The 26,281-nt window shown below is 39.9% G+C and carries 21 protein-coding genes and 1 tRNA gene; 12 read left to right on the forward strand and 10 right to left on the reverse strand.

Annotated features, from left to right (window positions below):
* The first annotated feature begins 9 nt into the window (after positions 1-9).
* The 3 genes from OM33_RS01030 to OM33_RS01040 all read left to right on the forward strand — a co-directional run bounded on the left by OM33_RS01030 (position 10) and on the right by OM33_RS01040 (position 3,460).
* Positions 10-285 (forward strand): DUF3630 family protein, encoded by a 276-nt coding sequence (locus OM33_RS01030; RefSeq protein WP_038637587.1) that lies wholly within the window; start codon positions 10-12, stop codon positions 283-285.
* Between the two features lie 61 nt (positions 286-346).
* Positions 347-1,615 carry a metal-dependent hydrolase family protein gene (locus tag OM33_RS01035; protein ID WP_038637590.1) on the forward strand — a complete coding sequence of 423 codons (1,269 nt, stop codon included), beginning with the start codon at positions 347-349 and terminating at the stop codon, positions 1,613-1,615.
* Positions 1,616-1,735: 120 nt separating this feature from the next.
* Entirely contained in the window at positions 1,736-3,460 is a 1,725-nt protein-coding gene (locus OM33_RS01040; protein WP_052140847.1) for a BamA/TamA family outer membrane protein, read from the forward strand.
* A gap of 87 nt (positions 3,461-3,547) precedes the next feature.
* On the opposite strand, the gene OM33_RS01045 is transcribed toward OM33_RS01040, so the two are convergent.
* The gene (locus OM33_RS01045; protein WP_038637593.1) at positions 3,548-10,537 is read right to left on the reverse strand and encodes an Ig-like domain-containing protein; all 6,990 of its coding nucleotides are present in this window, start codon (positions 10,535-10,537) and stop codon (positions 3,548-3,550) included.
* Between the two features lie 175 nt (positions 10,538-10,712).
* On the opposite strand from OM33_RS01045, the gene OM33_RS01050 reads away from it, so the two are divergent.
* Positions 10,713-11,210, forward strand: a complete 498-nt coding sequence (locus tag OM33_RS01050; RefSeq protein ID WP_038637596.1) for an ECF-type sigma factor — start codon at positions 10,713-10,715, stop codon at positions 11,208-11,210.
* A 4-nt stretch (positions 11,211-11,214) separates the two neighbouring features.
* Positions 11,215-13,989 (forward strand): serine/threonine-protein kinase, encoded by a 2,775-nt coding sequence (locus OM33_RS01055; RefSeq protein WP_038637599.1) that lies wholly within the window; start codon positions 11,215-11,217, stop codon positions 13,987-13,989.
* Here OM33_RS01055 and OM33_RS01060 read toward each other — a convergent pair.
* The 3 genes from OM33_RS01060 to OM33_RS01070 form a co-directional block, all read right to left on the reverse strand.
* Positions 13,986-15,170 (reverse strand): BaiN/RdsA family NAD(P)/FAD-dependent oxidoreductase, encoded by a 1,185-nt coding sequence (locus OM33_RS01060; protein ID WP_038637602.1) that lies wholly within the window; start codon positions 15,168-15,170, stop codon positions 13,986-13,988. The two genes, OM33_RS01055 and OM33_RS01060, sit on opposite strands and share 4 nt — an antisense overlap.
* Before the next feature lie 82 nt (positions 15,171-15,252).
* Positions 15,253-15,525, reverse strand: a complete 273-nt coding sequence (locus tag OM33_RS01065; RefSeq protein ID WP_234402730.1) for a c-type cytochrome — start codon at positions 15,523-15,525, stop codon at positions 15,253-15,255.
* A 297-nt stretch (positions 15,526-15,822) separates the two neighbouring features.
* Positions 15,823-16,365, reverse strand: a complete 543-nt coding sequence (locus OM33_RS01070) for a DUF2058 domain-containing protein (protein WP_010562096.1) — start codon at positions 16,363-16,365, stop codon at positions 15,823-15,825.
* Positions 16,366-16,543: 178 nt separating this feature from the next.
* Here OM33_RS01070 and OM33_RS01075 point away from each other — a divergent pair, with 178 nt between their 5' ends.
* A complete protein-coding gene (locus OM33_RS01075; protein ID WP_038637609.1) occupies positions 16,544-17,686 on the forward strand; it encodes an MFS transporter in 1,143 nt (380 codons plus the stop codon).
* Here OM33_RS01075 and OM33_RS01080 read toward each other — a convergent pair.
* The 3 genes from OM33_RS01080 to OM33_RS01090 are packed head-to-tail and all read right to left on the reverse strand — an operon-like array spanning position 17,672 to position 19,339.
* On the reverse strand, positions 17,672-18,163 hold the full coding sequence (locus OM33_RS01080) for a prolyl-tRNA synthetase associated domain-containing protein (RefSeq protein ID WP_038637612.1): 492 nt from the start codon (positions 18,161-18,163) through the stop codon (positions 17,672-17,674). The two genes, OM33_RS01075 and OM33_RS01080, sit on opposite strands and share 15 nt — an antisense overlap.
* On the reverse strand, positions 18,153-18,551 hold the full coding sequence (locus OM33_RS01085; protein ID WP_038637615.1) for a hypothetical protein: 399 nt from the start codon (positions 18,549-18,551) through the stop codon (positions 18,153-18,155). The genes OM33_RS01080 and OM33_RS01085 overlap by 11 nt, the downstream gene beginning before the upstream one ends.
* A complete protein-coding gene (locus OM33_RS01090) occupies positions 18,548-19,339 on the reverse strand; it encodes a class I SAM-dependent methyltransferase (protein WP_038637619.1) in 792 nt (263 codons plus the stop codon). The genes OM33_RS01085 and OM33_RS01090 overlap by 4 nt, the downstream gene beginning before the upstream one ends.
* A gap of 141 nt (positions 19,340-19,480) precedes the next feature.
* On the opposite strand from OM33_RS01090, the gene OM33_RS01095 reads away from it, so the two are divergent.
* The 5 genes from OM33_RS01095 (at position 19,481) to OM33_RS01115 (ending at position 23,178) form a co-directional block, all read left to right on the forward strand.
* Positions 19,481-19,556: transfer RNA gene (locus OM33_RS01095), tRNA-Ala, on the forward strand.
* 109 nt (positions 19,557-19,665) lie between these two features.
* Entirely contained in the window at positions 19,666-20,538 is an 873-nt protein-coding gene (locus OM33_RS01100; protein ID WP_038637622.1) for a DMT family transporter, read from the forward strand.
* A gap of 136 nt (positions 20,539-20,674) precedes the next feature.
* On the forward strand, positions 20,675-21,376 hold the full coding sequence (locus tag OM33_RS01105; RefSeq protein ID WP_038637625.1) for a glycerophosphodiester phosphodiesterase: 702 nt from the start codon (positions 20,675-20,677) through the stop codon (positions 21,374-21,376).
* Between the two features lie 40 nt (positions 21,377-21,416).
* Complete coding sequence (locus tag OM33_RS01110; protein ID WP_038637628.1) at positions 21,417-21,929, forward strand: hypothetical protein; 513 nt, start codon at positions 21,417-21,419, stop codon at positions 21,927-21,929.
* 28 nt (positions 21,930-21,957) lie between these two features.
* Entirely contained in the window at positions 21,958-23,178 is a 1,221-nt protein-coding gene (locus tag OM33_RS01115; protein ID WP_081990981.1) for a methyl-accepting chemotaxis protein, read from the forward strand.
* Between the two features lie 75 nt (positions 23,179-23,253).
* On the opposite strand, the gene epmA is transcribed toward OM33_RS01115, so the two are convergent.
* Together epmA and efp are read right to left on the reverse strand one after the other, a co-directional pair.
* Positions 23,254-24,225 (reverse strand): elongation factor P--(R)-beta-lysine ligase, encoded by a 972-nt coding sequence (gene epmA / locus OM33_RS01120; protein ID WP_038637631.1) that lies wholly within the window; start codon positions 24,223-24,225, stop codon positions 23,254-23,256.
* A gap of 83 nt (positions 24,226-24,308) precedes the next feature.
* Positions 24,309-24,878, reverse strand: a complete 570-nt coding sequence (gene efp, locus OM33_RS01125; protein WP_038637634.1) for an elongation factor P — start codon at positions 24,876-24,878, stop codon at positions 24,309-24,311.
* Positions 24,879-24,920: 42 nt separating this feature from the next.
* Here efp and epmB point away from each other — a divergent pair, with 42 nt between their 5' ends.
* Positions 24,921-25,943, forward strand: a complete 1,023-nt coding sequence (epmB, locus tag OM33_RS01130; protein WP_038637638.1) for an EF-P beta-lysylation protein EpmB — start codon at positions 24,921-24,923, stop codon at positions 25,941-25,943.
* A 124-nt stretch (positions 25,944-26,067) separates the two neighbouring features.
* Here epmB and OM33_RS01135 read toward each other — a convergent pair whose 3' ends face one another.
* Positions 26,068-26,274 (reverse strand): hypothetical protein, encoded by a 207-nt coding sequence (locus OM33_RS01135; protein ID WP_038642861.1) that lies wholly within the window; start codon positions 26,272-26,274, stop codon positions 26,068-26,070.
* Positions 26,275-26,281: the final 7 nt, after the last annotated feature.

The following is a 26,281-nucleotide window of genomic DNA, read 5'->3' on the forward strand; positions in this document are numbered from 1 at the left end:
ATTCTAAACATGACAACAAAAAAGCTTTTTTCTGATCACATCCTCATTACACCTGTTGAACTACCGGATGATGAAGAGTTTGAATTGTGGGCAACCATTTACTTGCATAATGACGCCATCTCTTCATTAGAATTTGAACAAGGTGCCGATCGCCACTTAATGCGTTTTAAATTTAAAAATACCCCTTTTAATTTGAACTTCGAACATTACAGTCAGAGTATTTGGATTAATTGTGACAGCCAACAAGACCTCAATTTACTGCCTGAGCTCTATTCATCGCTTTAGTTTTGACATTGCTTTTCACCATGCTAGCGTGAGGTAAAACGAAACAATAAGAAGAAATGTCATGTTTAAAAAATCCCTGCTAACGCTGGCCTTATTTATCACGCCAAGCTGCTTTGCAGCACAAACCCTTATTCACGCTGGCGAATTACTCTATCACGCAGATAAGGCCCCTCTTTCGCAACAAACTATTATCATCGAAAACGATAAAATTGTTGCCGTGCAAGCAGGCTTTGCAACTGCAAAAAAAGATCAAACCCTTATCGATTTGTCAGATAGTTTTGTTATGCCGGGTTTAATGGATATGCACGTGCATTTACAGTTTGAATTAGGCCCTGATAATGACGCAGAGATAGCTAAAGTTTCACCAGAGCTAGTCGGCATGCGAAGTGCCTATTATGCAAAGAAAACCTTAGAAGCCGGGTTTACCACTGTGCGCGATCTCGGCTCTGATCCGCAATATATGTATGCGCTGCGTGAGGCTATTAATAATGGGTGGTTGGAAGGACCGCGTATTATTGCTGCAGGTGGCGTTGCCATCACCGGCGGGCATCTTGACAGTAGCGGAGTGCACCATGAAATGCTTGATAAATTTGCTACAAAAACCACCTGTGATGGTCCATATGATTGTCGTAGAGCAACGCGTCATGCTATTAAATACGGTGCCGATTGGATTAAAGTTGCAGCTACAGGCGGTGTGCTCACTGACCGTGCCACCGGTACTGGTCAACAAATGGAAGACGACGAACTTAACCAAGTGGTTAAGGCTGCAAGCACTATGGGCAGGAAAGTCGCTGCTCATGCCCACCAAGAGGATGGCATTATTGCAGCGTTGGAAGCCGGCGTGGCGAGTATTGAGCATGGCTCTTATGCTGGGAAAAAAGCCTATAAACTATTTAAGAAAACAGGCGCTTATTTAGTGCCTACTCTACTTGCTGGCGAAACAGTAGTTGAAATGGCCAATAACTCAAACTTTATGAGCGATGCAATAAAAAATAAAGCCATTCGTGTTGGCAATGATATGAAGGGTAACTTTTTTAAAGCCTATAAATCAGGCATAAATATCGCTTACGGTACCGACAGTGGTGTATCAAAACATGGCACTAATGCAAGAGAGGCTGTACTGATGGTTAGCGCAGGTATGCCAGCACAACAGGTAATAAAAACGGCCACCATAAACAGTGCAAAGTTACTTGGTTTAGAATCAAAATTAGGTACCATTGAAAGCGGAAAATATGCCGACATTATTGCTACCAAAGCCTCGCCAATAAAGGACATAGAGCAACTTATGAATGTTTCTTTTGTGATGCGTTCTGGTCAACAGATAAAATAATAAATTATTATATTTTAAATAGTTAGAAGCAGCCTTAGGCTGCTTTTTTATTTACTTAAATTTCTGCAAGAGTAAAATTATTGGTATAGAATTAAAAAAAGCCAAGCAAAAAGGAGTGTTATGTCAGCATTAAAATTTAGCCGTATTAGCGCTCTTTTTTGTCTGTTTTCAGTGCCTTTTTATAGCTTCAGTGCAGCACAACCCGACACTGCAAATAAGTCTGATATTTTTTCGCTCAGTCAGTGCCAATGGCTCGCTGAACAACCAAAAGATCGTAAAAATAACTTCAATATAGAAAGCATCGATAATTCCAACTTACCCGATGCACCTAATGCAATCATTAGCGATATTCGGCTCATCCGTCATAATATTTTTGATACCGATAACCCCAAAGAAGACAACTTTTTATTTCGTGGTTTAAATACACTTAATATCGTCACCAAAGAACACGTTATTTTGCAGCAATTACTGTTTCAACAAGGTGATAAGTACGACCAACAACTGCTTCGCGAATCAGAACGTATTTTACGGGATGCGCGCTATCTATATGACGCCAAAATCGAAGCTGAGCTCGATTGTGATGACAATATTGTAGTGACCATCACTACCAAAGAATTGTGGACTCTCACGCCTGAAATTAGCTACAGCCGCAGTGGTGGAGAGGATAAAACGCAACTGGGGTTTCGTGATACAAACCTTCTCGGTTTAGGTAAACGCGTTTCTCTTTCTTGGCGTAGCGATGCCGATCGCACCGGTTATACGTTTATTTATGAAGATCCCAATATATGGGGCAGTCGCTATCGTAGTCGATTTGAATTTAGCGATAATGATGACGGAGAGCGCATCTATTTAGACTTTAAACTGCCGTTCTACTCACTCGCCTCACAGCAGAGCTATGGTGCAGTTACCTTAGATGATACAAAAGAGTTGCCGCTTTATTATCGCGGTGATGTGGTATCAGAATTCAAGCAAGAAAATCAAATAAATCAGGTGTTTTATGGACAAGGTGATAAGTTTGGCAATTGGACTAACCGCTGGTTAATAGGCTGGCAACAAGAAGATTTCAAGTTTGAGCAAATCGCTGAAACCACTTTACCACTCGCCGAAGATCGCTCGCTGAATTATCCATGGGTTGGTTATCAGCTTATTGAAGATAAATACATTACATTAAGTAACTTTGACTCAATTGGTCGCACCGAAGATTTAAACTTAGGTTGGAATGTATTTGCCCGACTGGGTTATTCCGATGAAAGCCTTGCCGATGACGATAGCCGAGTTGTACTTGAAGCCAGTGCTGCAAAAGCACTCCATTTAAACGATAGTATGCTGTGGCGCTTGTATACAGGAGTGCATGGCTACTGGAACACAGAACAACAAAAAAGCGAAAACTTACACGCTTACTTAGATACAAATTTTCTCTACAATAGCAGTAGCTATCGCGCATGGTTTGCCAACCTTTCGCTGCGCTATGGTGGTAACCTAACAGCTGATCAACAACTGACTCTCGGTGGTGATACAGGCCTTAGAGGTTACCCACTTCATTACCAACTGGGCGACCGCTCAGTGTTACTCAATCTTGAAAAGCGCTATTACTGGGAATATCACTTATTGCAACTGTTTAAAGTAGGTGGGGCGGTGTTTTTTGATGTGGGTCGCGCTTGGTTCCCCGACAAAAACAACGGTGAAAATGGTCAATTTCTAAAAGACGCAGGTATTGGCCTTCGCTTAGCGCCAAGTCGCGCAACAGCAAAAACCGTCATTCATATTGATCTTGCCTTTCCGCTCGATAAAGATGACGAAATCGATACCGTACAATGGGTGATAAAAGTTAAAAATCGTTTTTAAAAACGGTTATTTAAAACTTAGATATTCACTCTAGTTGCTAACGAAAAATGCCAGTAACACGGTTACTGGCATTTCTATTTGGACGGACTATCGAAGTCTTCGCAAAAATAGCAACGAAAATAATACAAGCCATACTGGAGACGAACTTCCTGAAGATTGTTTGGCTTGCTTAGCTACCGCAATTTGCCATTGACCTTGGCTTTGGTTGCCATAGCTGTCTTCAACAAGATAGTTAATAAGTACCGTTTGTTCTTGCTCACCTGCTGTAAAATGGATAGTCCCATCAGCACTAAACGAGAGGTTGTGCGATACCATAACTAACAACATCGGATTGCCTTCTGGATCACTGTCATTCATTAATACATTGATTGATATACTTTCATTTAGCTCAAGCTGCGAAGATTCATTAACAACCTCAGGTGCTTGGTTGGGTGCGACCTTAATCAGTAATTGACCTATAGCTATTTGTCCTTCCGGATTCTTAACTGCATAATGCACAATATCTTGACCAACAAACTCTGGGATCGCCTTATATTTCAACGTAAGCTCAGAGATATTGAGCTGTTCAAATGCAGTGTATGCAAATAATACTTGCTCAACAGCAAATGAATCTGCCAGTAAATCAAATAGGTTGATTTCTCTTTCAGTATTAAAAGCCACATCAACTATGTTATCTTCAATCTGCTGAGTAAGCTCACCTGACACACTCATCAATGAAAAGGTAAGGTCTTGATATGTTTCTTGCCCAGTTAACGTTATGCGTAAACAGTTATTGCCAAATCCTAACCCCTCTTGCCAAGATGTGCTGGCTAGGTCGCAGGCACCTGCTGCCGCAAATGCTGACTCAATATTTAGAGCTTGAGAAGACGCATCAATCCATTCTTCTTGCTCAAACAGCATAACGCTTGCATCCGATGGGATGATAAAAGGTAAAGGAATAACTAACGTTTTAGCCTGACCATTGTCTACCTTCTCGTAAACACTTAAGTCATACACAGGCGAAATAAACTTAAGGTCAGTGTGATTAGTAAACAGGCTATTATTAACCTCGATTCCACGACCAGACAATAAACTGAACCTACCTAATGAAAGACAAAGATTATTACTGCCCTCAATAACAGCATTTGCCTTATTTAGATCTAGCGATAAACGATTACAGCTTAAAAAGCGATCTTGTGTATCAACAATACCATTTTGGTTGTTATCAACGAGTGAACGAGTTGCAACATTTGAGGCACGTGAAAACACCTGCTGTTCAACAACAATGTTCGCTTTACCATATGCTATATCCGACGCATTTTCACTGTCAGACACAGCAACTTCAACAATGTGCACACCACTATTCATGCCCGCAGGGTCAAAACGTAATACTGCAGGGCTGGTTGTTTGGTTATCAATTGCCAGCTCATCAACTAACCAACTGTATGTAAGTGTTTGGGGCGCAATGTCGCCAATCACCTTTGTATAAATAGAAACAGGACCAGCATTAGGGTTAATGCGTCGCGTTAAAGTACCTTGTTGCTCTACGATTAACTCAACTCGATTTGCCCTTTTTGAAGTCTCTAATTGAATAGTATGCTCACGACTAAAATGGGTGCCTGCCAGTTGAATTGTCACCTCACTATCAGTAAATTGCTCATCTAAAATAGACAAGTCTAGTGAAAAGTGATTACTTACACCTGATTCGATACTAATTTCATGAGGCCAATTCTCATCAGTAAATAATTGACCATCAAGCAAGTAAGTTAACCCTAAATTCAACGGGTAATCAGACGCTTGTCCTGAGAGTCTTATCTCAACAGGCACATTTGCTTGGCGCTGACTTTGATTATTTGCAATTAGACTGACGTTAGGTAACACACATAATTTCTCTTGCTGTACTTGTGTCACGCCACTGTGATCGGTCGCCAACCAAGAACGGTAATGAACACCTGCCAAGAAATAACGCGCTAAGCTATTTGCTGTAACGGATACTTTATGCCCCAAAGCACTTATTGCTTCGACAGGGCTCTGCGGTATTTCTGTCCATAAGTGTGATGCTTGTACACAATCTCGACTCGCAAGTGTAATAACAGGTGCTTGGCTATTTTCACGATAGACAAAAACATAAGCTGAGCCTTTTTGACCAAACTGATCCTGTACTGTGTATTCAATTAATAACTCACCATAAAAATTATCGAAAGGTGTAAAGGTCAGTAAATTTTGGGAAATTGCGACTTCACCAAACTCTGAAGTAGCCGCAACAATTGTTAACGCTTGTTGTTGGCTAGCAACATCATTTTCGAGTACATCAATGGTTATGCTGTTGTTACCCTGGAGCTGCACACTGTCATCTTTAGCATTTATTCGGCTAAGCTCAAAAGTACTTTGAACATTGATATAAATGAACCCAATAGCCGTTGCACCTTCACTATCTTCAACAACATATTCAATGATATCTTGCCCAACAAATTCATAATTTGGTGAGTAAATAATTTTATGATTGTCATCCAACGTCAGGAAACCATGTTCCGCATTAGCACTTTGAAGAATTAATTTATGGTTTTCAGCATCACTGTCATTCTCTAACGGCAACACTATGTAATCTAACGCGTTTTTCTGCATTGTTACAAAGTCATCATAGGCAATAGGTGCATCATTTACCGCGCTAACATTAAAAATAACATTCGCTTCAGTCGATGTAAGTTCACCGTCACTCACGGTAAAAGAAATGCTATCTTGACCAAAATAGTCGGTGTTAGGGGTGTAAATGAGCGATGGCAGTTGCCCTGTAATTTCACCGTTATCTGGAAGCTTTGTTAACGTATAAATGAGCTCATCTGAATCAGTATCTGTTCCTTTTAAATCAAATGATTTATTAGCATCTTCATCAAGTTCAAACGTTTCCCCAATCGCAGTCGGGACATCATTGGTGCTACTAATAGTAATATTAATAGAGGCGATATTTGACGCTAATTGGCCATCAGAAGCGCTAAAGGTCAGACTGTCTTCACCATTAAAATTAGCATTTGGCGTATAAATAAGGTTTGGCACTTCACCGCTTAAAGTACCGTACTTTGGCGCCTCTAAAACTTGATAAGTTAGCGCATCTTTATCAACATCTGATGCAACCAATATAATTTCTGCACTTGTATCTTCTTCAAGAATATAAGATGTACTTTCAGCTATTGGTTTATCATTCACAGCATCAATTGTTAACTCAACTACTGCTGGGGTTGAATTGGCAACTCCATCATTTGCGATAAAGACAATCTCATCGCTCCCAAAAAAGTCTGCATTTGGTGTATAGGTAAAATTTGGCGCTGAACCTTCTAACAAACCATTTTTTGGCTCGCTCACTAAAATATAGTTTAGTAAATCATTCTCAATATCAATTGCCGTTAAAGATAGATTTATAGGTACATCTTCACTTAGTGAAATAGATTGGTTGTTTGCTATGGGTTTGTCATTCACGGCAACTATTGTTAATTCAACAACTGCTGGGATTGAATTGGCAACTCCATCATTTGCAATAAAAGCAAACTCATCACTTCCGAAATAGTCTGCATTTGGTTTGTAAGTAAAATTTGGGGCTGAACCTTCTAAGGAACCATTTCTTGGCTCGCTCACTAAAATATAACTTAGTGAATCGTTCTCAATATCCATTGCAGTTAAAGATAGGTTGATGGAGGCATCTTCGTTCAATTTTATGGACTGATTATTTGCTATAGGCTTGTCATTCACTGCAACAACTGTTAATTCAACAACTGCAGGGGTTGAATTGGCAACGCCATCATTAGCAATAAAACTAAACTCATCATTGCCAAAAAAGTCCGCATGCGGTGTGTATACGAGGTTAGGTAATTTACCAGTAACTGTGCCATTTAAAGGCTGTTTAATTATTTCAAAAGTAAGTAAATCATTTTCAACATCCTTCCCTGATAGTACTACTGATATTGAATCATCTTCATTTAGGCTTAAATTAAGAGCGTCAGCTTGAGGTTTATCATTTACCGCAGTTACAGAGATAGAAACAGTTGTTGACTGCGAGTTTAAGTAGCCATCACTGGCATAGAATGTAAAGCTATCACTACCGAAATAATCAGCATTTGGCGTATAAACAAGATTTGGTGCACTACCTGAGAGTTTTCCATGCTGTGGTTGTGATAACACAAAAAAGTTTAAGCTGTCACCATCTGCATCACTCGCTGTTAGTTGAATTGAGCGACTACTATCTTCATTTAAAGAGACACTATTAGTAAAACCAATTGGTGCGTAGTTAACATCCACCGTAACACGGGGAGAAGTCACCTGATTACCATTAGGCTGCGACATATTCGGATCAAAAATAAGATCGGCTTGTGTATGCAAAGAAAGCTGGAAATTAGCACCATCCAAAATGCCATTAATTTGATTGAAATATGCATATAAAACAAATTTTTGTGAACCACCATCCGCTAAAGTAATCGGCGCAATTGGGAAGTATAAATAGTCTGTTGCAGTATCATAAAACCCAGGCGTAGCAAAATCAGATTCATCCACCAGCACCCAGTCCACTTGCATACGATCTTTTTCTGGCATAGAACCAAGCACCTTCATACGAAGATCATAAATTATTGAAGGCAAACCATCACTTGTGCCACCATCAGACAGGGTAAACTCAAATGCTTTAATTGCCTCTGCCGGCGTATCAAAACGATCATGAAATGTGATTGAAGCAGTGTTATCGAGCGTAATCGTTGCATCTAAATCAGCAAAACTTAGTTTATGCAGTTCAGTGCCAAACTCCATTCCCCACGTCTGTTGGTTATATGCTGAGAAATAGAGTTCATTGTTAAAACTAAAGAAGTTTCGAGGCGATGAGTTGGCAATCGGATTAATATTAACCGCTAATGAAACGCCTTCAGCATCGGTAAATTGCCATAGCTCATTATCATAATCACCGGTGTGAGCAGAAAAATAGAGCGTATTGTTATGTGCAAATATTTGATCAATACCATCATCACCTGCGGTATTTATATCTGCAACCAGCTCGGCGCCACCTGCCTCCGAGTAACGATACAATGAACGACCATTAGCAGAGAAATACAAATACCCATTAAATACTGTAAGTGCCTGAGGGTTTGATGAAGACCAACTAGGTACAATATCAGCAGCGTTAGTGGCAGGGTTAACACCGTCATACACCCAAAGTTCTTGCCCTATTCCAGCACCTGTTGCATTGAAATATAGTTTATTGTCGAAAACAGTCAGATATCGAGGCCAACTACTACCAGAGCCAGGCAAAATATCGCTGGCAATTGACGGTGGGTTGACGCCATCATATTGCCATAATTCTTGACCATAACTCGCTGATTCAGCAAAGAAGTAAAGTACATTGTTTAACTCAACAAAGTTATGGGCATAAGATGAACCTGTCCCTGTGTTTATATCAGCTACCAATTCAGCAGGATTCACCCCATCCGTTCGCCACAACTCATTACCAATCCCTGAACCATCGTCCGCAGCAAAGTACACATAGCCATTAAATACCCCCAGCCAGTCTGTAACAAAAAAGTTAGTCGGTAGCACAGGCGATACTGATGAACCGTCAAACGCCCACAAGCTAGAGCGCCTCACTTCATCCACAGTCACAAAATAAACAGTATTATTTAAAATAACCTTATTGCCAGTGTAGTTATTGCTGTTAATGCCATCAGAGCGAAAATTTTGAATGAGTTCAGGTGGGTTTACACCGTCATATTGCATCAATGCGAGGTCGCGACTACTGTCAGTGATTTTTGCAGAAAACACAACACTGCCGTTATAAACGATTGCCTGTGATGGTGAACTAGAACGATTGCCAACATTTATTTTGGCCGCTAAGGTTATTTGTGAGCCATCAAATTGAAACAACTCTCTGCCTAAAACAGCATCTCTAATTCCAAACAATAATTTATTTTGATAAACCACCGATTCATCAGGGCTTGAGCCATCAGGGCCAGGCATAAAGTCTTCAACTAATTCAATGCCTGAAGCTTCACTATAGCGCCACAATTCACTGCCTATAGCATTGGCGGTATCAGATGAACGAAAATACAGATGCTCGCCATAACTCGTGAGGTTATAAGGTGTTGTAATTCCCGGTTGAGCGCCATCTGACACCAATTCAACGTGATTACCATCGTAACGCCAAAGCTGATAATTACTCTCTTCTTTCGCTCTAAAATAAAGTTTGCCTTGGTGTTCTGTCATCTCTCGGGTGCCAGCCCAACTGCCATTTTTACCAATATTGCTGACTTGCTCCACAACCCCGTCAGCGGTAATTCTGACAAGTTCTTCAATGTTTGAATCAATATTCGCTTTAAAATACAGCGCATTTTGATAAATCATCGGATGTTCAATAGAACTACTGCTTGAGCCGACTCGAATATCAAAAAACTGTACGTGGGTTGTACCATCAAACTGCCAAACTTCAGAACCATTGCTTGGTGTACTGCCGTAATAATAAAGCATGTTATTAAATACAATCGGGTAGCGCATATTAGTGCCACTCGTGCCCGGAATCACATCTTCCGGAACGGAAACAGCTCCGGTTTCAGGGTTAAATTCGTGAAGCTCTTTACCATAGGTTGTATTTGAAGCGCTAAAGTAAAGTTTATTATTAAAAGCGATTAAATGTTCTGGATAAGTAATACCTAGCGCGGCACTATCAAATGCAAAACCCACTGTTTGGCCATCATAAACAAATATCTGATAACCTGAATTGGCGGTTGCAGCAACAAAGTAAAGTTTGTTCTGTACTACCGTAAGGTATTTAGGATCGCCACTTTGATAACCATCCGTATTAAGATCAGCAACCATAGTGGCAGTAATACCATCATATTGCCAAAGCTCCTGACCAAACGGCCGACTTTCAGCTGAAAAGTACAGTTTTCCTAGATATTCAACGAAATTCTTGGGATCACTACTAAAACCTGCGTCCGCATTTAGATCCGCAATCAATACCGCACTTGGCGTAGCATAAACGCCAAAGCTAAATACACTCATTATAAAAAATGTGACTAGTTGGCAGCACTTAAAACTAAAAAGTGACGCACCTGCTCGCTGTCGACTCATACTTTCCTTACCCTGAAAAATTAACAATTAAATGTGGCTCTTACATTAAGAAACGAGATTCAGGCGCGAACCCCTCAAACTTTTTAATTTTTTTCACTAGTCTCTTTTTTAGGCATTCGTTACAATCGATAGATTGGCAAAATGAGTAACACACTTATTATTCGAGGAAGTATTTATGGATTTAACAGACAGTCTTTATCAAGAGTTAAAAGGTTGCGCCAATCGCCTTCTCGCGGGACAAAATGGCTGTATCACACTGCAAAGCACTGAAATCGTCCATGAAGCTTGCCTTAAAGTTTACGAATCCAACCAAGCGTTTAACAATAAAGCGCATGTTTACCGCTGTGCGGCTAAAGCGATGCGTCACTTATTGATTGATCATGCGCGGGCAAAATCTAGCAAAAAACGCACACCCGCCTTTATGACGCAATCATTAACCACGTTACTCAACAACAATGATGAAAACTTAGGTTTATTTACGATAGATAAAACCTTAGAAGAAATGAACGAACTGGGTGAACGTACCGTTAATATCGCTGAGCTCCACTACTTTGCTAGCTTTAGCCAAAAAGAAATCGCCAAACATTTAGAAATAGGACTGGCCACTGTCGAACGCGAACTAAAATTTGCTCGCGCATTTATCACCGATAAATTATTGCAATCTCACGCCTAGTCCTATGTCTTACTCACTTATTCATGTAAAACAACTGTTTGATCAAGTTGAAGCCCTTAGCAACGAAGAAAGAGATGTTGTGTTCAAAGAATGCATTTACACAACTGCAACCATCGACAAAGTAAAGCAGCTATTAGCTATATCTGATGAAGCGCGCAGTGCTGACATCGAGATTGTGCAAAAAGAATTTGTCGATATGAGCACCAACCTAACAACAGGCGATAGAATTGGTAGCTATAAAATTATTGAAGAAATTGGTCGTGGCGGTATGGGCATCGTATTTCTCGCCAAGCGGGACGATGGGCATTACGATCAACAAGTCGCAATAAAACTCCTTCCCAGTTTCGCAAGTGATGAGGAAAAAATACGCTTCACCAATGAGCGTCAAACCCTCGCCAAATTACAACATGCTAATATTGCGACTCTGCTAGATGGCGGCATCACACCAGATACTCGCCCCTTTTTAGTAATGGAGTATGTAGCTGGTACTAATATTGTTGAGCATAAATCACAAAATAATCTGAACACAGCGCAAACACTGCAACTATTCAAAGATGTTTGCCTCGCAATTCAATATGCACATCGTCACTTGATCATTCATAAAGATATCAAACCAGACAATATATTGGTGGACAATCTAGGGCGAGTGAAACTGTTAGATTTTGGCATTAGCCGCTCTCTTTCAGAAGATACCGACCTGCCTATTGAAAGTGCCACTTTTGCGTTTGCCAGCCCAGAACAACTAAGGGGCGAGCTTTGCACGACTCAATCTGATATCTATTCCCTCGGGGCATTACTCTACACCTTATTGACAGGTCAGTCTCCTCATCAAGCTGTAATTGCTAATACCGAAGATAATAAAACCGCCATCGCGCAACTTACACAAGAAAATTGCCAGCCGATACTTACCCGCCAGCCAAGGGAACAACTTAAGTTTTTAGATGAAGAATTGAAATGTGTGATTGAGCACTGCTTACACATTGATGAAAAGCAACGCTATAGTTCAATTGACTCCTTGCTCGAAGATATAAACGCACTCATGCAAAAGCGCCCTATTTCATTGCGCAAAAATAATGCGAGCTATGTTGCTAAAAAGCTACTAACACGTCATCCAATCGCAAGCGCCCTATCTGCAGTGTTATTTTTTGCATTCGCAGCAGCCTTTATTTCTTCTTTGCAGTTAAACCAAAAATTAGCAATTGAAACCACTAATCTAAAAATCGCTCAGCAGCAGTTAAACGAAGAAATAGCTGTATCAAAACAGGTAGTGGCACTTTTAACCAATATGTTTAAACAAGCATCGCCTGAATATTCAAAAGGCGGGACACTCACTGCGCAAGAGTTAGTTGACGTAGCAATAGAGCAAACACGCTCAGCCAAGATCAATAATCCAAAAGTGAGCGCTGAGATATTTCACACCCTCAGTAATGTTTCAGAAAAAATTGGTGACCCCACAAACGAGCTGTTGTTACGTAAAAAGGCAATTGAGCTTAAACAACAAGCCCAACTGTCACTAACAGCTTTTGATTATTTAAAGTTAGGCCATGCGCTTTACGCCAATGGCGATTATGACGCGTCATTAAAAAACTTAAATCAATCGTTGTCACTATTAACGGCAAATGATTCAAGTGACGTCAAAGTCAGTTTGTACAATATGCTTGCTATTATTTACGAACGCCAAGGAAAGATTGAAAAATCGGAGTCTATGCTTTCAAAAGCAACCACGGAAATTGATGCACTTTCTGAGCCTTATTCAATTCCTGTGCTGACTACATTAGCAAATATAGCATCCAAATATGCGCGAAAAGAACAAGACGAAAAAGCTCTGTCACTTTACGAAAAAGTAGCTCAGCACTACCTCACATATTATGGGGAAGATAGACCCGAAGCTCAGCACACTTTTGCAGCAATGGCTCAGCTCTACTCACGAAAAGGCGACACTAAAAAGCAAGGTGAATATGCAAAGCGAGCTTACAATTTAGGTACTAAGTATTTTAACCACAACAAAAACTCTTATTATTATATTGTTGTTAATTACACCACTTATTTAAAACAAAACAATCAGTTGCAAGAAGCTATTAGCATTCTTGAGCATGAGCTGTCAAAACCACTTAGCAACCAGTTAAATAAAGCACTCTACCAATCATTCTTAGCAGATTACTATATCAACTTAGGTGATTTTAAAACTGCTTTTCGCCATGCAAAACCAGCCTACTTATTTTTAATGGATAAGTATAAAAATAATCCTGACTTTACTTATGGCACTGAAATTAACTATGGGCTCACTGTCGGTATTTTGCAGGACAAATTGGTCGGTTTAAGTATTTTAGAAACGGCTTTGCAACGTGCCTCAGATACCTATGGCGAAAGCACTCTACCAACCACAACGGTGCTTGCAGCAATGGCGCAACTATCACTGCATTACAGTGAACCCAATAAAGCTGAGCAAGCTATTGATAACGTTAAAGCTATTTATGTGAAGTTTAAAATACCGCTCACTCACCCTGCCTATTTAGATGTAAATCGGCTATATGGACAATTATATCTGGCTCAGCAAAACAATCGTGAGGCATATAAATTTTACAAGCAAGCGCAAAGTTTTACTAAGGGTACAGGCATCCTTCATCACATTCTCAATATCGAGTTTGCTCGAGCGATTAACTCCGAATCTTCAGACGATATGTCTAAAGTAAAAAGTAGCGCCTCTCAACTTGTGGAGCAACTACCTCAGAGCTCTGTGTATAGGTTAGCTGCTGAAAGTATGCTTGGTGGTGATTAACAGGCTTGGCCGCACGCCCAGCCTGAACTCCATGCATACTGGAAATTATACCCCCCAAGCCAGCCGGTAACTTCGGTGACTTCACCAATAAAGTAAAGGCCTTTAACTTGATTAGCTTCAAATGTTTTGGAGCTTAATTCGGCACTATTTACACCACCCAAAGTAACCTCTGCAGTTCTATAACCCTCTGTTCCATTTGGTTTTATTTCCCAATTATGTATATAGTCAGCGAGCTGCTCTATTTCAGTGTGAGATAGCTGGTTTATGGCTTTATCAGGAATATCACCACCTGCTACTAAAATTTCAATAAAACGCTTTGGTAACACACTTCCAAGTACATTTTTAAGCGATTTTTGACCATTAGATTGACGTTGTGTATGAATTTCACCCGCAAGGTCTAACTCAGGCAATAGGTTAATTAATACTGCCTGCCCCGCGCGCCAAAATGACGAAATTTGCAGTATTGCTGGCCCCGATAAGCCACGATGCGTGAATAAGATATTTTCTTTAAACTGTGTGCCATCTTCAGCAGTTACAATACTCGGTACACTAATACCTGATAAGGCCTCAAAACGCGCCTTATCGTGCTGATGAAGTGTGAAAGGCACCAAAGCAGCCATTGTGGGTAATACTTCTAGGTCGAACTGCTCTGCAATTTTATAACCTATGGGAGTTGCCCCTAGTTTTGGCATGGTCAAACCACCTGAAGCCACCACCAGCGATTCACAGCTATAGCTTGCTTCACTGGTAGTTACGGTAAAGCCACTCTCTGTTTTTTCCACGCTCAGTACTTCTTGGCGTAATTGAATTGTCACCCCAGCCCATTCGCATTCGGTTAATAATATATCGACAATATCTTGCGCTGAGTTATCACAAAAAAGCTGACCTAATGTTTTGTGATGATAAGCAAGACCATGGCGATCAACGAGTTCAATAAAGTCATGTTGGGTATAGCGGCTTAAACACGACTTAACAAAATGCGGATTTGTACACAGATAATTTTCTGGTGAAGCATTTTCGTTAGTAAAGTTACAACGACCGCCACCGCTGATCAGGATTTTACGGCCCGGTTTTTTACCCATATCAATCACAGTTACAGAGCGTCCACGGTAACCTGCTTGTGCAGCGCACATTAAACCTGCGGCACCCGCCCCTATAACCAATACATCAACCTGAACCATTTTTATTACCCGCTTCGCTATTTTGGCCGCGCATTATAAACAAAAAAAGCCGCATCTGCGGCTTTTTGCATCAATAAAGTAATTATTTTACTTTAGATAAATAATCAGCAATTGCTTCTAGTTCTGCATCCGATACATTCGCAACCATGGCTTTCATTGCTGAAGCCATACCATTGTTACGTTTGCCAGATTTAATGTCTTTCATCTGAGCTAATGCATATTCTTTATTTTGACCTGCTAGCTTTGGATATAACGGCATGATAGGTGCTTTACCTTCTGCACCATGGCATGTTTGGCACATTTTTGCTGTATAAAGTGCAGCACCATCAGCCGCGATTGCGTTGCCAGAAGCCATGCCTACAAGTGTTAAAGCAGCGACACTAAGGGTTTTTGAAAGTTTTTTCATATTATAATTCCATCTCGACGGTAAATAATTCTCAATTGCAATATACTTTTGAATCAACGAGTTAAATTGATATTAACCTATTGTAGACCACTTTGATGCTGTTTTGTAAAGTTATAACTGAATAAAAAACAACCACTCATTACCCCTTGTTTAAGTAACCCTTAATTACTTTGCGTTTGATCAAACTTCATTGCTTAACACAAAATAAAAATGCCTCGAAGTTCGAGGCATTTTTTAGAAGCTGATTTACCACATAATGTCATCGGGTATTTCAAAGTCCGCATAAGGATCATCTTCATCCTTTTGATCTTTTTCTGGCTCGGCATGTAGCACGATGTACTTTTCATCTACTTCCGCTATTTTGCGTGCTGGCTCATCAGGCAATACATAGAACTTGCCCTCTAAATAGCAAATAGCCAGTAGACCTTTTACAAGTTGTTTGTGTGTAATCTCATTTACTTCAAGCTCTTTGATTTTGCTTTCGAAAGTAAAGTTAAACGTAACATCACCACTAATTTCGTCTTGATTATGGTGTTCTAGAATTTGTTTAACGCGAGCCACCTGCTCTTTTTCTTTTAGCTCTGCTTGTTTTTGTGCATTTACTTCAGCTGCTTTTTTAGCTTGTTCAGCTTTAGTTTGCTCAATATGTTTTTGTAAATCAGTTGGGTTACTGGTTGCGCCTTTTTTCTTCTTCTTTTTATTTTGTTTACGCTTTTCTGACTTAGCAACCTTCATATTATGCTCAGTAGTAAGGCCTGCTTTTAGCAACTGATCTTGTAATGAACCCATGATTAATTCTCTTTTAAAAGTATTGCCGTTATTTTATAACAGCCATTCACCAGATGTGAAGTGAGCTTAACTTAAATCAAGAAAAAGTTAGATTCTGGCATGATTTCTTAACCAAACGTAAGGTTAACTAATTAAAAATAAGGTACAATTTTCCTGTTATAAACAACTCTCTCTCACCATGAAGTTTATACATTTATTGTTGTGTTCAGTATTCACATTTTTTGTATTGTACGGGCCGCAGCCTATTTTGCCACTGCTTGCTAAATCATATCAGTTAACGTCCGCTGAGGCAGGCTTGTTAATGACTGCGACCATGTTGCCGCTAGCAATTGCGCCGTTACTTTATGGTTACTTATTACTGCGCATTAATTCACTTTCATTGCTAAAACTAGCCTTGCTGTTATTAGCAATGAGTTGTGCTCTCTTTCCGCTTGCTCAAACCTTTCAGCAATTGCTTATCATTCGATTTCTACAAGGTTTACTGTTACCTGCTGCGCTTACAGCCATGACATCGTACATTGGTGAACACTACCGCTACAGTTACTTAAGCAAGGCGGTGACAAGCTATATTTTAAGCACCATTGCTGGCGGTTTCTTAGGACGTGTTGTTAGTGCTTCTATTAGTGAATATACGTATTGGCAGGTTTATTTTTATCTGCTGGCAATGGTTTTGTTGTTTTTATCGCTCAGTCTGGCAAACGCTAAAGTGCGTGACTTTGTCGGTCAAAGAGCAGTGCCAGCATCACTTAAAGAAAACTTATACAAGGTCACAAAAGGCAGCACATTATATGTTTACAGTGCGGTGTTTGGCATGTTTTTTTGTTTTACTGCACTATTAAATTATCTCCCATTTATTCTGCAAAATGATTACCACTTTACTAGCTCAAAAGACATAGGTTTAGTTTATTCAGGCTATTTACTCGGTGCGTGTTTTTCACTTTTGAGTACGCGATTACAACATTTGGCAAATGGTAAAACCAACCTATTGGTTATTACCTTTGCAATTTATGCTCTCAGTATTGGCAGCTTATTTTCCATTCAGTTTGTATTGTTTTTTATAGGTTTCACTGTTTTTTGTGCTGCGATGTTTATTATTCACGCCAGTGCATCAGCACTGCTTAATCAAGTAAGCCGTGCACCAAGCTCTTTAACTAACGGTATTTATGTATCTTTCTATTATTGTGGCGGTACATTGGGGTCGTTCTTACCTGGGCTTATTTATCAGCACTATGGTAAAAATGCGTTTTTACTCACATTACTGATCGTATGCATCATATCAGGTGGGCTTGTGACTCATTTTAAACGCTTACAAATCAACTAATTCAACACTGTGGTTTGAGTAGTCAAACACCTTCAATAAATCTTTTTTCTCCATCAACCAAGTTTGCGTATTTTCAAATGGGTGGCAATGAAACAAATCCGATTGCCAAAGCTGGCTATCAATCCATAATTGTACAGCGTTATTCTTATCATTAAGTAATGCCAACATTGAAACACACCCAGGTTTAACGCCTAGGTATTTAGCTAAACGCTCATTTGATGCAAAGCCCAAGCGAGAAAGTCCCTGCGCTTTAGACAACGCTTTTAAATCGACTTGTTTATTGGGTGAAGTAATCAGTAAAAAATGACGCTTGCCGTAGTTATCACGTAAGAATAAGTTCTTCAAACGTGTACCAGGCCGTTCCAATAGTAAACGATCTGCTTCAAGCGCAGTGTGCAAGGCTGGGTGAGATATTTTCTCACACTGTATATTAAGATCTGAAAAGACGTGCTCAAGCCAAGTAATATCACTCATCACAACGTCCACTTAACCTAACGCTGTAATCACGCCATTTCACTTCTTCAATTTGGTAACTATCTTGGCAGTAATTTTGCTTTTTGAGCTCTGCCTCTAATTGCATCGCAGCTTTATCTTCTAAATCGAGTTTTAACGAGGAAGAGTCGATAAAATTCTCTTGTTGCAACAGTTTTTTTATTTCTGACTTTGTAAGTTGGCGCTTTTTGTTTATCAACTTTTCAGAACCTGCTTTTACAGTCACTAAATAAGAAAATAACTTGGCACCATCATCTGCAGTCAGTGTTTTTAGTTGTTGATTTACAATTTCAAAGTCTTCCGGCTCAGGTTTCGACTTGGCACAACCAAACAGTACTGAAAAACACAGTAGCAGTAATATAAATCTTGTCATTGACACTTCCATAATGAAGGGGGTAATTTTATTGTTAAACACGCCATTGTTGGCGGAAAATATTCAGAAAATGCCATTGAATGCCAATCATCTTCAAACATATCAATAAGCACTAAGCCATTATCTAATTGCCCTTTGATCTGTTCTTCGAATGAGTGGCTAAACACCAGTGGCTCGTCTTGTTCTTTTAGTAAAGCCAACTCCTCTTCAGTGAGGTTATTGATATCACTAAATGGCAATTTGTGACGCACTTTGGTGTTACCTTTTTCCGCTTCAAACCAATCAAAGATATAAGCCGCAGGATTGATAAAACCACTTAGTAGACGTCCATTTTCTTTTAATACACGTGCTGACTCCGACCAAAGACCAGAAATATCAGGCACAAAGTTATTAGAACAGGGGTGGAAAATAAGATCAAAGCTTTCATTTTCAAAACAGCTTAAATCCGTCATATCACCTTTAACGGTTTTAAGTGTAAGCCCATCGCGTTTTGCAACATATTCATCTTGCGCAAGTTGCTTTTCAGATAAATCAAATACGGTTACATCAGCACCAGCCGCCGCTAAAATAGGTCCTTGCTGACCACCACCGGAGGCAAGACAGAGCACTTTTTTGCCTGTGAGATCACCAAACCAATTATGTGGCACACTTTTATGCGGCGTTAACACGATTGACCACTGACCTTGGCGTGCCGCTTTCACTTGCTCTGAGCTGACTGGCTGAGTCCACTCATTACTGGCCTCAACCTGCTTATTCCACGCTTGATTGTTATAATTTTTAATATCCATACATCTCTCTCGCACATTTTATGTGCAAACAAGCTAAAATTATCTTTTATGCTACAAAAAATACTTGACCAGTGACAGAAAAAAAATTAAAGTTCTCGCCGTTCAAAAGCAACATGCAATTGAACGTCCTTTTTGGAATGTGGGGCTATAGCTCAGCTGGGAGAGCGCCTGCCTTGCACGCAGGAGGTCAGCAGTTCGATCCTGCTTAGCTCCACCACTTTCCAACCTCTCTTATTTTCAAATTCAATACCTAGTATTTCAAATAAAAATCTCTTGTTTTATTAATCTTGATATAATGCATTAAATTCCTATTTTTACTGCTTATTATGTCCCCTGAGAAGCAAAGTTTAACCTTTTTACATATTGCCGTTTTACTGTTCGGCGGCACCGCTTTATTTGCCAAGTTGATCGGGCTGAATGCGCTTGATATTACCGTATATCGCACCGCCATTGCAGCGGTTGCGCTCAGCGCTTTCTTAGTATTAACGAAACAGGCTATTCGATTAAGACAACTTGCAGACTATGGTATAGCCATCATTCTCGGAATTGTTGTGGGACTGCACTGGGTTACTTATTTTGCAGGTATGCAAATGGCAGGTATTACCATAGGCATTATTGCGTTTTTTACCTACCCTGTTATGACGGTGTTTATGGAACCCATGTTCTCTAAACGCTTACCTCACCTACAAGATGTATTTATTGCCATTATGGTTTTACTGGGGATTTACTTACTAGTGCCCGAAGCCAGCTTTGGTAACCAAGTGACTCTCGGTATTGCAACCGGTATGTTCTCTGGCTTTTTATTTGCGCTAAGAAATATATTACAAAAACGTTATTTTATTGGCTATTCAGGTCCACAAACCATGCTTTATCAGTCACTTGTTGCCAGCATTATGTTGTGTGCCTTTATTGAAGTACCGATTAACCAAGTGGCCGAAAAAGATCTTTATTTATTGTTACTCGTAGGTGTTATTTTCACCGCAGCACCTCATGCTTTGTTTGCTGCGAGTTTAAGGCATTTAAGTGCGAAAACGGCTGGCCTGATTTCATGTTTGCAGCCTCTGTATGCCAGCTTTTTTGCTTTTTTACTACTTAATGAGCACATTACTCTGACCACTTTGATTGGTGGTACATTAGTTATCAGCGGCGCTTTTTTCGAAACTTACCTCGTAAATAAGCAAGCCAAAGCGGTGAAATAGTATTTATTTTTCAATGTGATTAATAAATTTTAATAGATTTTAACGTAATTATGCCGCTTAACGTCAAAGCTGTGGTAAGTTGAATGCGAGATAAATTAACGCGCAATTTTACCTCAGTGCAGATAGGGTTAAGTGTATGAAAGTTTTTGCCCACAGAGGAGCCAGCGGCTTATATCCAGAGAATACCTATGCTGCCATTACAGCAGCATTAGAGCTTGGTGTTGATGGCATCGAAATCGATATTCAAAGTACGCTTGATGGGTTTGCTGTTATCCATGACACATGGTTAGACCGTACCACCAACGGTCAAGGCAAGGTCAATAAGCTTACACTTGCTGAAGTACAGCAATATGATGCCGGCGATGGCCAGTTTGTGCCTTCTCTTGAACAAGTTTTCCAATGGGTAAATGATAGAGTTCTGCTCAACTTAGAACTAAAACACACCTTCGCCCTCGATAAATTAGTCAAATTAATTGAGCACAATGTGTATTCTGGGCAGCTTTCTCGAGAGAACTTATTAATTTCGTCATTTGATCACCACCAGCTCAAATGGCTAAAACAACATTTGCCTTGGGTGAAAATCGGTGCGCTTACCAGCTCTATTCCGCTAAGCTACTGTGAATTTGCTGAACGATTAAATGCTTATAGCGTTCATGTTGATAAAAATTTTATCAATGATGAATATGTCGCAGATGCAAAAGCCAGAAACCTTAAAGTTTTTGCCTATACTGTAGATAAACAGGAAGATATTGAGGATATGATTGCGTTTGGCGTTGATGGTATATTTACTAACTACCCATCAAAAGCGCAGACTCTCCTCTTACAAAAATCAACTTAACCCTGCAGCTGTATTTACTGGGTTAATTTAGGGGCATTTAATGGACCAAAAAGAACTGCAAAATTTGTTTTGTTTTCGCGAAGAAGCAGCCCGCCTCTTACTATTATGTAACACTCAGTTAGCGCTCAGCGTTACTCAAAGCGATAACGATATTTTATCGCTCAGTTCTGTTTTTCAAGATCTCGCTGCTATTTGTAGTCAATTAGAAGGCGAGCAGAACACCTCTTCGAAATTAGATGAATTACATCAACAGATCCAACACAGTGTAAACAACGGCGTGATGGCTTTTCAGTTTTATGATCGACTCACCCAGCAGTTATCTCATATTCAACAAACAATGGATCAACTGAGCTTATTAATTCAAGATAGTGATAACTTAGCCGATGAAGATAGGTGGCTCTCGCTACGCACCCATTTAAAAAATAGTTATTCCATGGCTTCAGAACATCAAATTTATGATGCGATTATGGAAGGAAAAACAAAGCAACAAGCTCTTGAAATGTATCAACAGCTAGAAAAACAACAAGACGATGATGATATTGAGCTTTTTTAAAGGGTAAAGGTCATTTAAGGCATGCAAAATGAGTTCTTTATATATGCAATTATACGAAACAATTGAAAAAAACCTCTTCTTTACATTAACCCGTAAAATTTTTGGCAATTTAAGCTTTTTATTTGCCTTTCAAATTATTACGTTAATTTGGTTACACCAAGAACTCGCTGCTGACGGTCAAGCCGGTATGAGTTATTGGTTGATTGCGTTAATCAGTTTTGGCAGTTTCTTATTCACATGTTTCTATATGCACTTTTTAATTGTGCGCCCCGTCAACGCCTTAAAACAAACCCTTACCAATATAAATGAGAAAGATGCCGATTTGGCCACTCATTTACCACAGTTTACTTTTGATGAATTTAGAGAACTGAGCGAGCAATACAACACCTTTGTATCGCGTTTAGAAGCACTGTTAAAGCAAGTATATGAGAAAGCTGAACTTGCTGAAATGACCAATCAAAATGTGACTAAGTCGATGAGTGAAACCAACAGTATTGGTGAAGAGCAGTTAGCACTCAGTAATACAATTTTTACTGCCAGTGAAGAGGTCAGCCAAAGCCTCAATCAAATTTCGCAAAATACTCAAATGACCTTCGATGCAAATGTTGAAAACCTCAGTAAAGTGCACACTTCAGCAAATGAAATCGGTAATTTAGTCTCTAAAATTAAGCGTATGACAGAGCTACTAAGCAGTTTTGCAGAGACTGTTGGCGGCTTAAAAGAAAACTCTGATAACATTCGCAAAATCCTTTCTATGGTTGAAGAGTTTTCCGATCAAACTAACTTATTGGCGCTAAATGCTGCGATTGAAGCTGCACGTGCGGGAGAAGCAGGACGAGGCTTTGCTGTTGTTGCCGACGAAGTACGTTCACTCTCAGTAAAAGTAAATGATGCGACCCGTCAGATTAATGATTTTATTAATCAAATGAATACGTTGGTTGGTGAAACAAACAAAGAAACAGAGCAACTAATTGAGCAATCGAGTAATGCAGAAAGCTCCATTGCAACTACCAGCGATGTGTTTAATGAAATGACTAAAGAGTTGGAAAGCAATCAAACACAACTTCAAGAGATTGTTGCAGCGGTGCACCAATTAGAGCATACACAGCAGCAAACCCATTCATCGGTACAAAAAATTGTTGAGTTAGGCCATTTAGCAAAAGATAACATTGCCAATGCCAATGAAAATAGCCGTGAATTACAGTGCCAAACATCAGATACCAAAAAAGATCTTGAGCAATTTATTTAAACAGGTGTTTCACGATACCAAATACTTAAGCGGTTTAGGTAAATTCTGCTTGATAGGCTGTTAACAAAGAGAGGGTTAAGCCCTCTCTACATCAAATGCAATAACATCGGCAATGCGCTTCGCATTAAGCGCTAACATCAGTAATCTATCGACGCCTAAAGCCACGCCAGAGCATTGTGGTAAACCATGCGCAAGGGCCGCGAGAAAACGCTCATCAACATTCACTTCCTCGATACCTAGCGCTTTGCGTTTTTTATTGTCATCAACAAAGCGTTGACGCTGCTCACCCACCTCGGTAAGTTCATCAAACCCATTTGCTAGCTCCATTCCCTTAAAGTACAACTCAAAGCGTTCCGCCACACGGTTATCATCATCGTTTAGTTTCGCAAGTGCTGCTTGAGAGGCTGGAAAGTGGTAAACAAAACAAGGCTTTTGTTGACCAATTTGGGGTTCAATACACATGCAAAATAGCAGCTGTAACAAAGTGTCTTTATCGTTTTCTTGATCAGCAATATGGTCAAAACCCTGCTGCTTGGCAAGTTGCGTTAAATCTTCGATAGATGCTGTTAAAGGGTCACACTGTAAATGCGTTATAAATGCTTGCTGATAGGAAATACGTTCGGCTTTTTCAGAACCCACGACTTCAATCATTAACGCATCAATTTCATCCATTAATTGCGCAGCATTAAATCCCGGGCGATACCATTCCAACATAGTAAATTCAGGGTTGTGATGACGACCAGCCTCTTCATTTCGAAATGCCTTAGCAAGCTGGAAAATTGCACCAGAGCCTGCAGCGAGAAGACGCTTCATCGCGAATTCAGGTGATGTTTGTAAATAAAGTGGTAATCCCTTCGCAAAACCTGGCCCCACAAACTGGGTACTAAAACTTGCTAAATGAATATCGGTTACACTTGCTTGTGAAAGACTGGGGGTTTCAACCTCCATCACATCGCGGGCATAAAAAAAGTCCCGAATGGTTTTAAGCACAGTTGCGCGTGCTTTCAAGTTTTCAATCGATGCACTCGGCTGCCAGTTAATACTCATCTCGCTATTCCACTCTAAAATCTAACTCAAATAAAAAATCCCAGCGTTTGCCGGGATTTTTCTGATTAAACACTTAATCAAAATTATTTTTGTGCACGACCAACGTATTCGCCTGAACGTGTATCTACTTTTACTACTTCACCAATTTGAACGAATAAAGGAACACGCACAACTGCACCTGTTGTTAATGTAGCAGGTTTACCACCCGTACCTGCAGTATCACCTTTAAGACCAGGATCTGTGTCTGTGATCTCAAGTTCTACAAAGTTTGGTGGTGTTACAGAAATTGGGTTACCGTTCCACAGTGTAATGGTACATGTGTTGTTTTCTACCAACCACTTAACGCTTTCACCTACCGCTTTTTCGTCAGCTGCAACTTGCTCAAACGTTTCGTTGTTCATAAAGTGCCAGAACTCACCATCTGCGTAAAGGTAATCTAATTCGATATCCATTACGTCAGCCGCTTCTACACTTTCGCCTGATTTAAAGGTTTTTTCTAATACTTTGCCAGAGATTAATTTACGCACTTTAACACGGTTAAATGCTTGGCCTTTACCTGGTTTTACAACTTCATTTTCAAGAATTGAACAAGGTTCGCCATCTAACATAAATTTTAGACCGCCCTTGAACTCATTGGTGCTATAATTCGCCATCGTTTCCTCTATCGAATAATTTTTTACATAACTGATCGGCTAATGATACAAAGAATTGAAGCAAATTTGCAGACTAACTGGCAAAAAGAATTAGCAAATGCCGTTTCTGATCCAAAAACTTTGCTTAAGTTACTGGAAATTGACTCAAAAAATCTCAGTGAAGATATTGCCGCACGTAAACTATTTGCGATGCGCGTTCCGCTTCCTTTTATTTCTCGTATGGAAATAGGAAACCTAAGCGATCCACTACTTCGTCAAGTTTTACCATTAGCCCAAGAGTTTGAAACTCACCCTGGGTATACCAATGACCCACTTGAAGAGCAGAATAATAGCACTCCAGGGTTATTGCACAAATATAAATCACGTGTACTACTTATTTTTAGGGGTGGCTGCGCCATCAATTGCCGCTACTGTTTCCGCCGACACTTCCCATACCAAGATAATCACCAAAATAAGCAAGGCCTGCTAACAGCACTTGAATACATTGCCAAACACTCTGAAATTAATGAGGTAATTCTAAGTGGTGGTGATCCTTTAATGGCCAACGATGAGGCGCTTTTGTGGTTTATTGAAAAGCTTGAAGCAATTAATCATGTGACACGTTTGCGTATTCACTCAAGACTACCTGTGGTAATCCCTACACGGATCACCGAAGCTTTTTTGGCATTACCTAAGCTGACTCGGTTAAAACTTATTTTGGTTACCCATATCAACCATGGCAATGAGATTGACCAAGAGTTAAAGGCCAAACTAAAAGCAGTAAAACATGCAGGGTACACATTACTTAATCAAGCTGTTTTATTGAAAGGAATTAACGACTCAATGTCTGCGCAAGTAGCATTATCCGAAAAATTATTTGAGTCTGATGTGTTGCCTTATTACCTACATTTACTCGATAAAGTGCAGGGCGCCCACCACTTCGCAGTATCAGACGATGAAGCCGTTAGCCTTCACCAGCAGTTATTAGCTGAGCTGCCTGGTTTTTTGGTACCAAAGCTGGTTCGTGAAATTGGGGGGGAAAAGAGTAAAACACCGATTGATTTAGGTATGTATCTTCAATCTTAGGGGCTGCTTATAACGGTTCATTCGGTTGGAAAAAAGTAAACCCCCATAGAACACTGGGGCTTTACTTCGGGAGCTTAGAAAATAAATCTTAGTTTAATAATAAACGCCAAATATGTGTTAATTACTACACATACACATCAATATTATTACCTAAGCTTGCAGTTGGCTTACTTGGGCTTGGCAGCGACTGCATAGTTTGTGTAGCAGCTTCGATTAATGCAATTGCAGCTTTACCGTCTGCCTGTTGCTGACGCTTTGCAAGTGATGCGCTAAGTACTTCAGCACTCTCACTGCTATTCATCGTCGGCAAACTCGCACCTGATATATTCATCATGACC

Source organism: Pseudoalteromonas piratica, assembly GCF_000788395.1.
Lineage (GTDB): Bacteria > Pseudomonadota > Gammaproteobacteria > Enterobacterales > Alteromonadaceae > Pseudoalteromonas > Pseudoalteromonas piratica.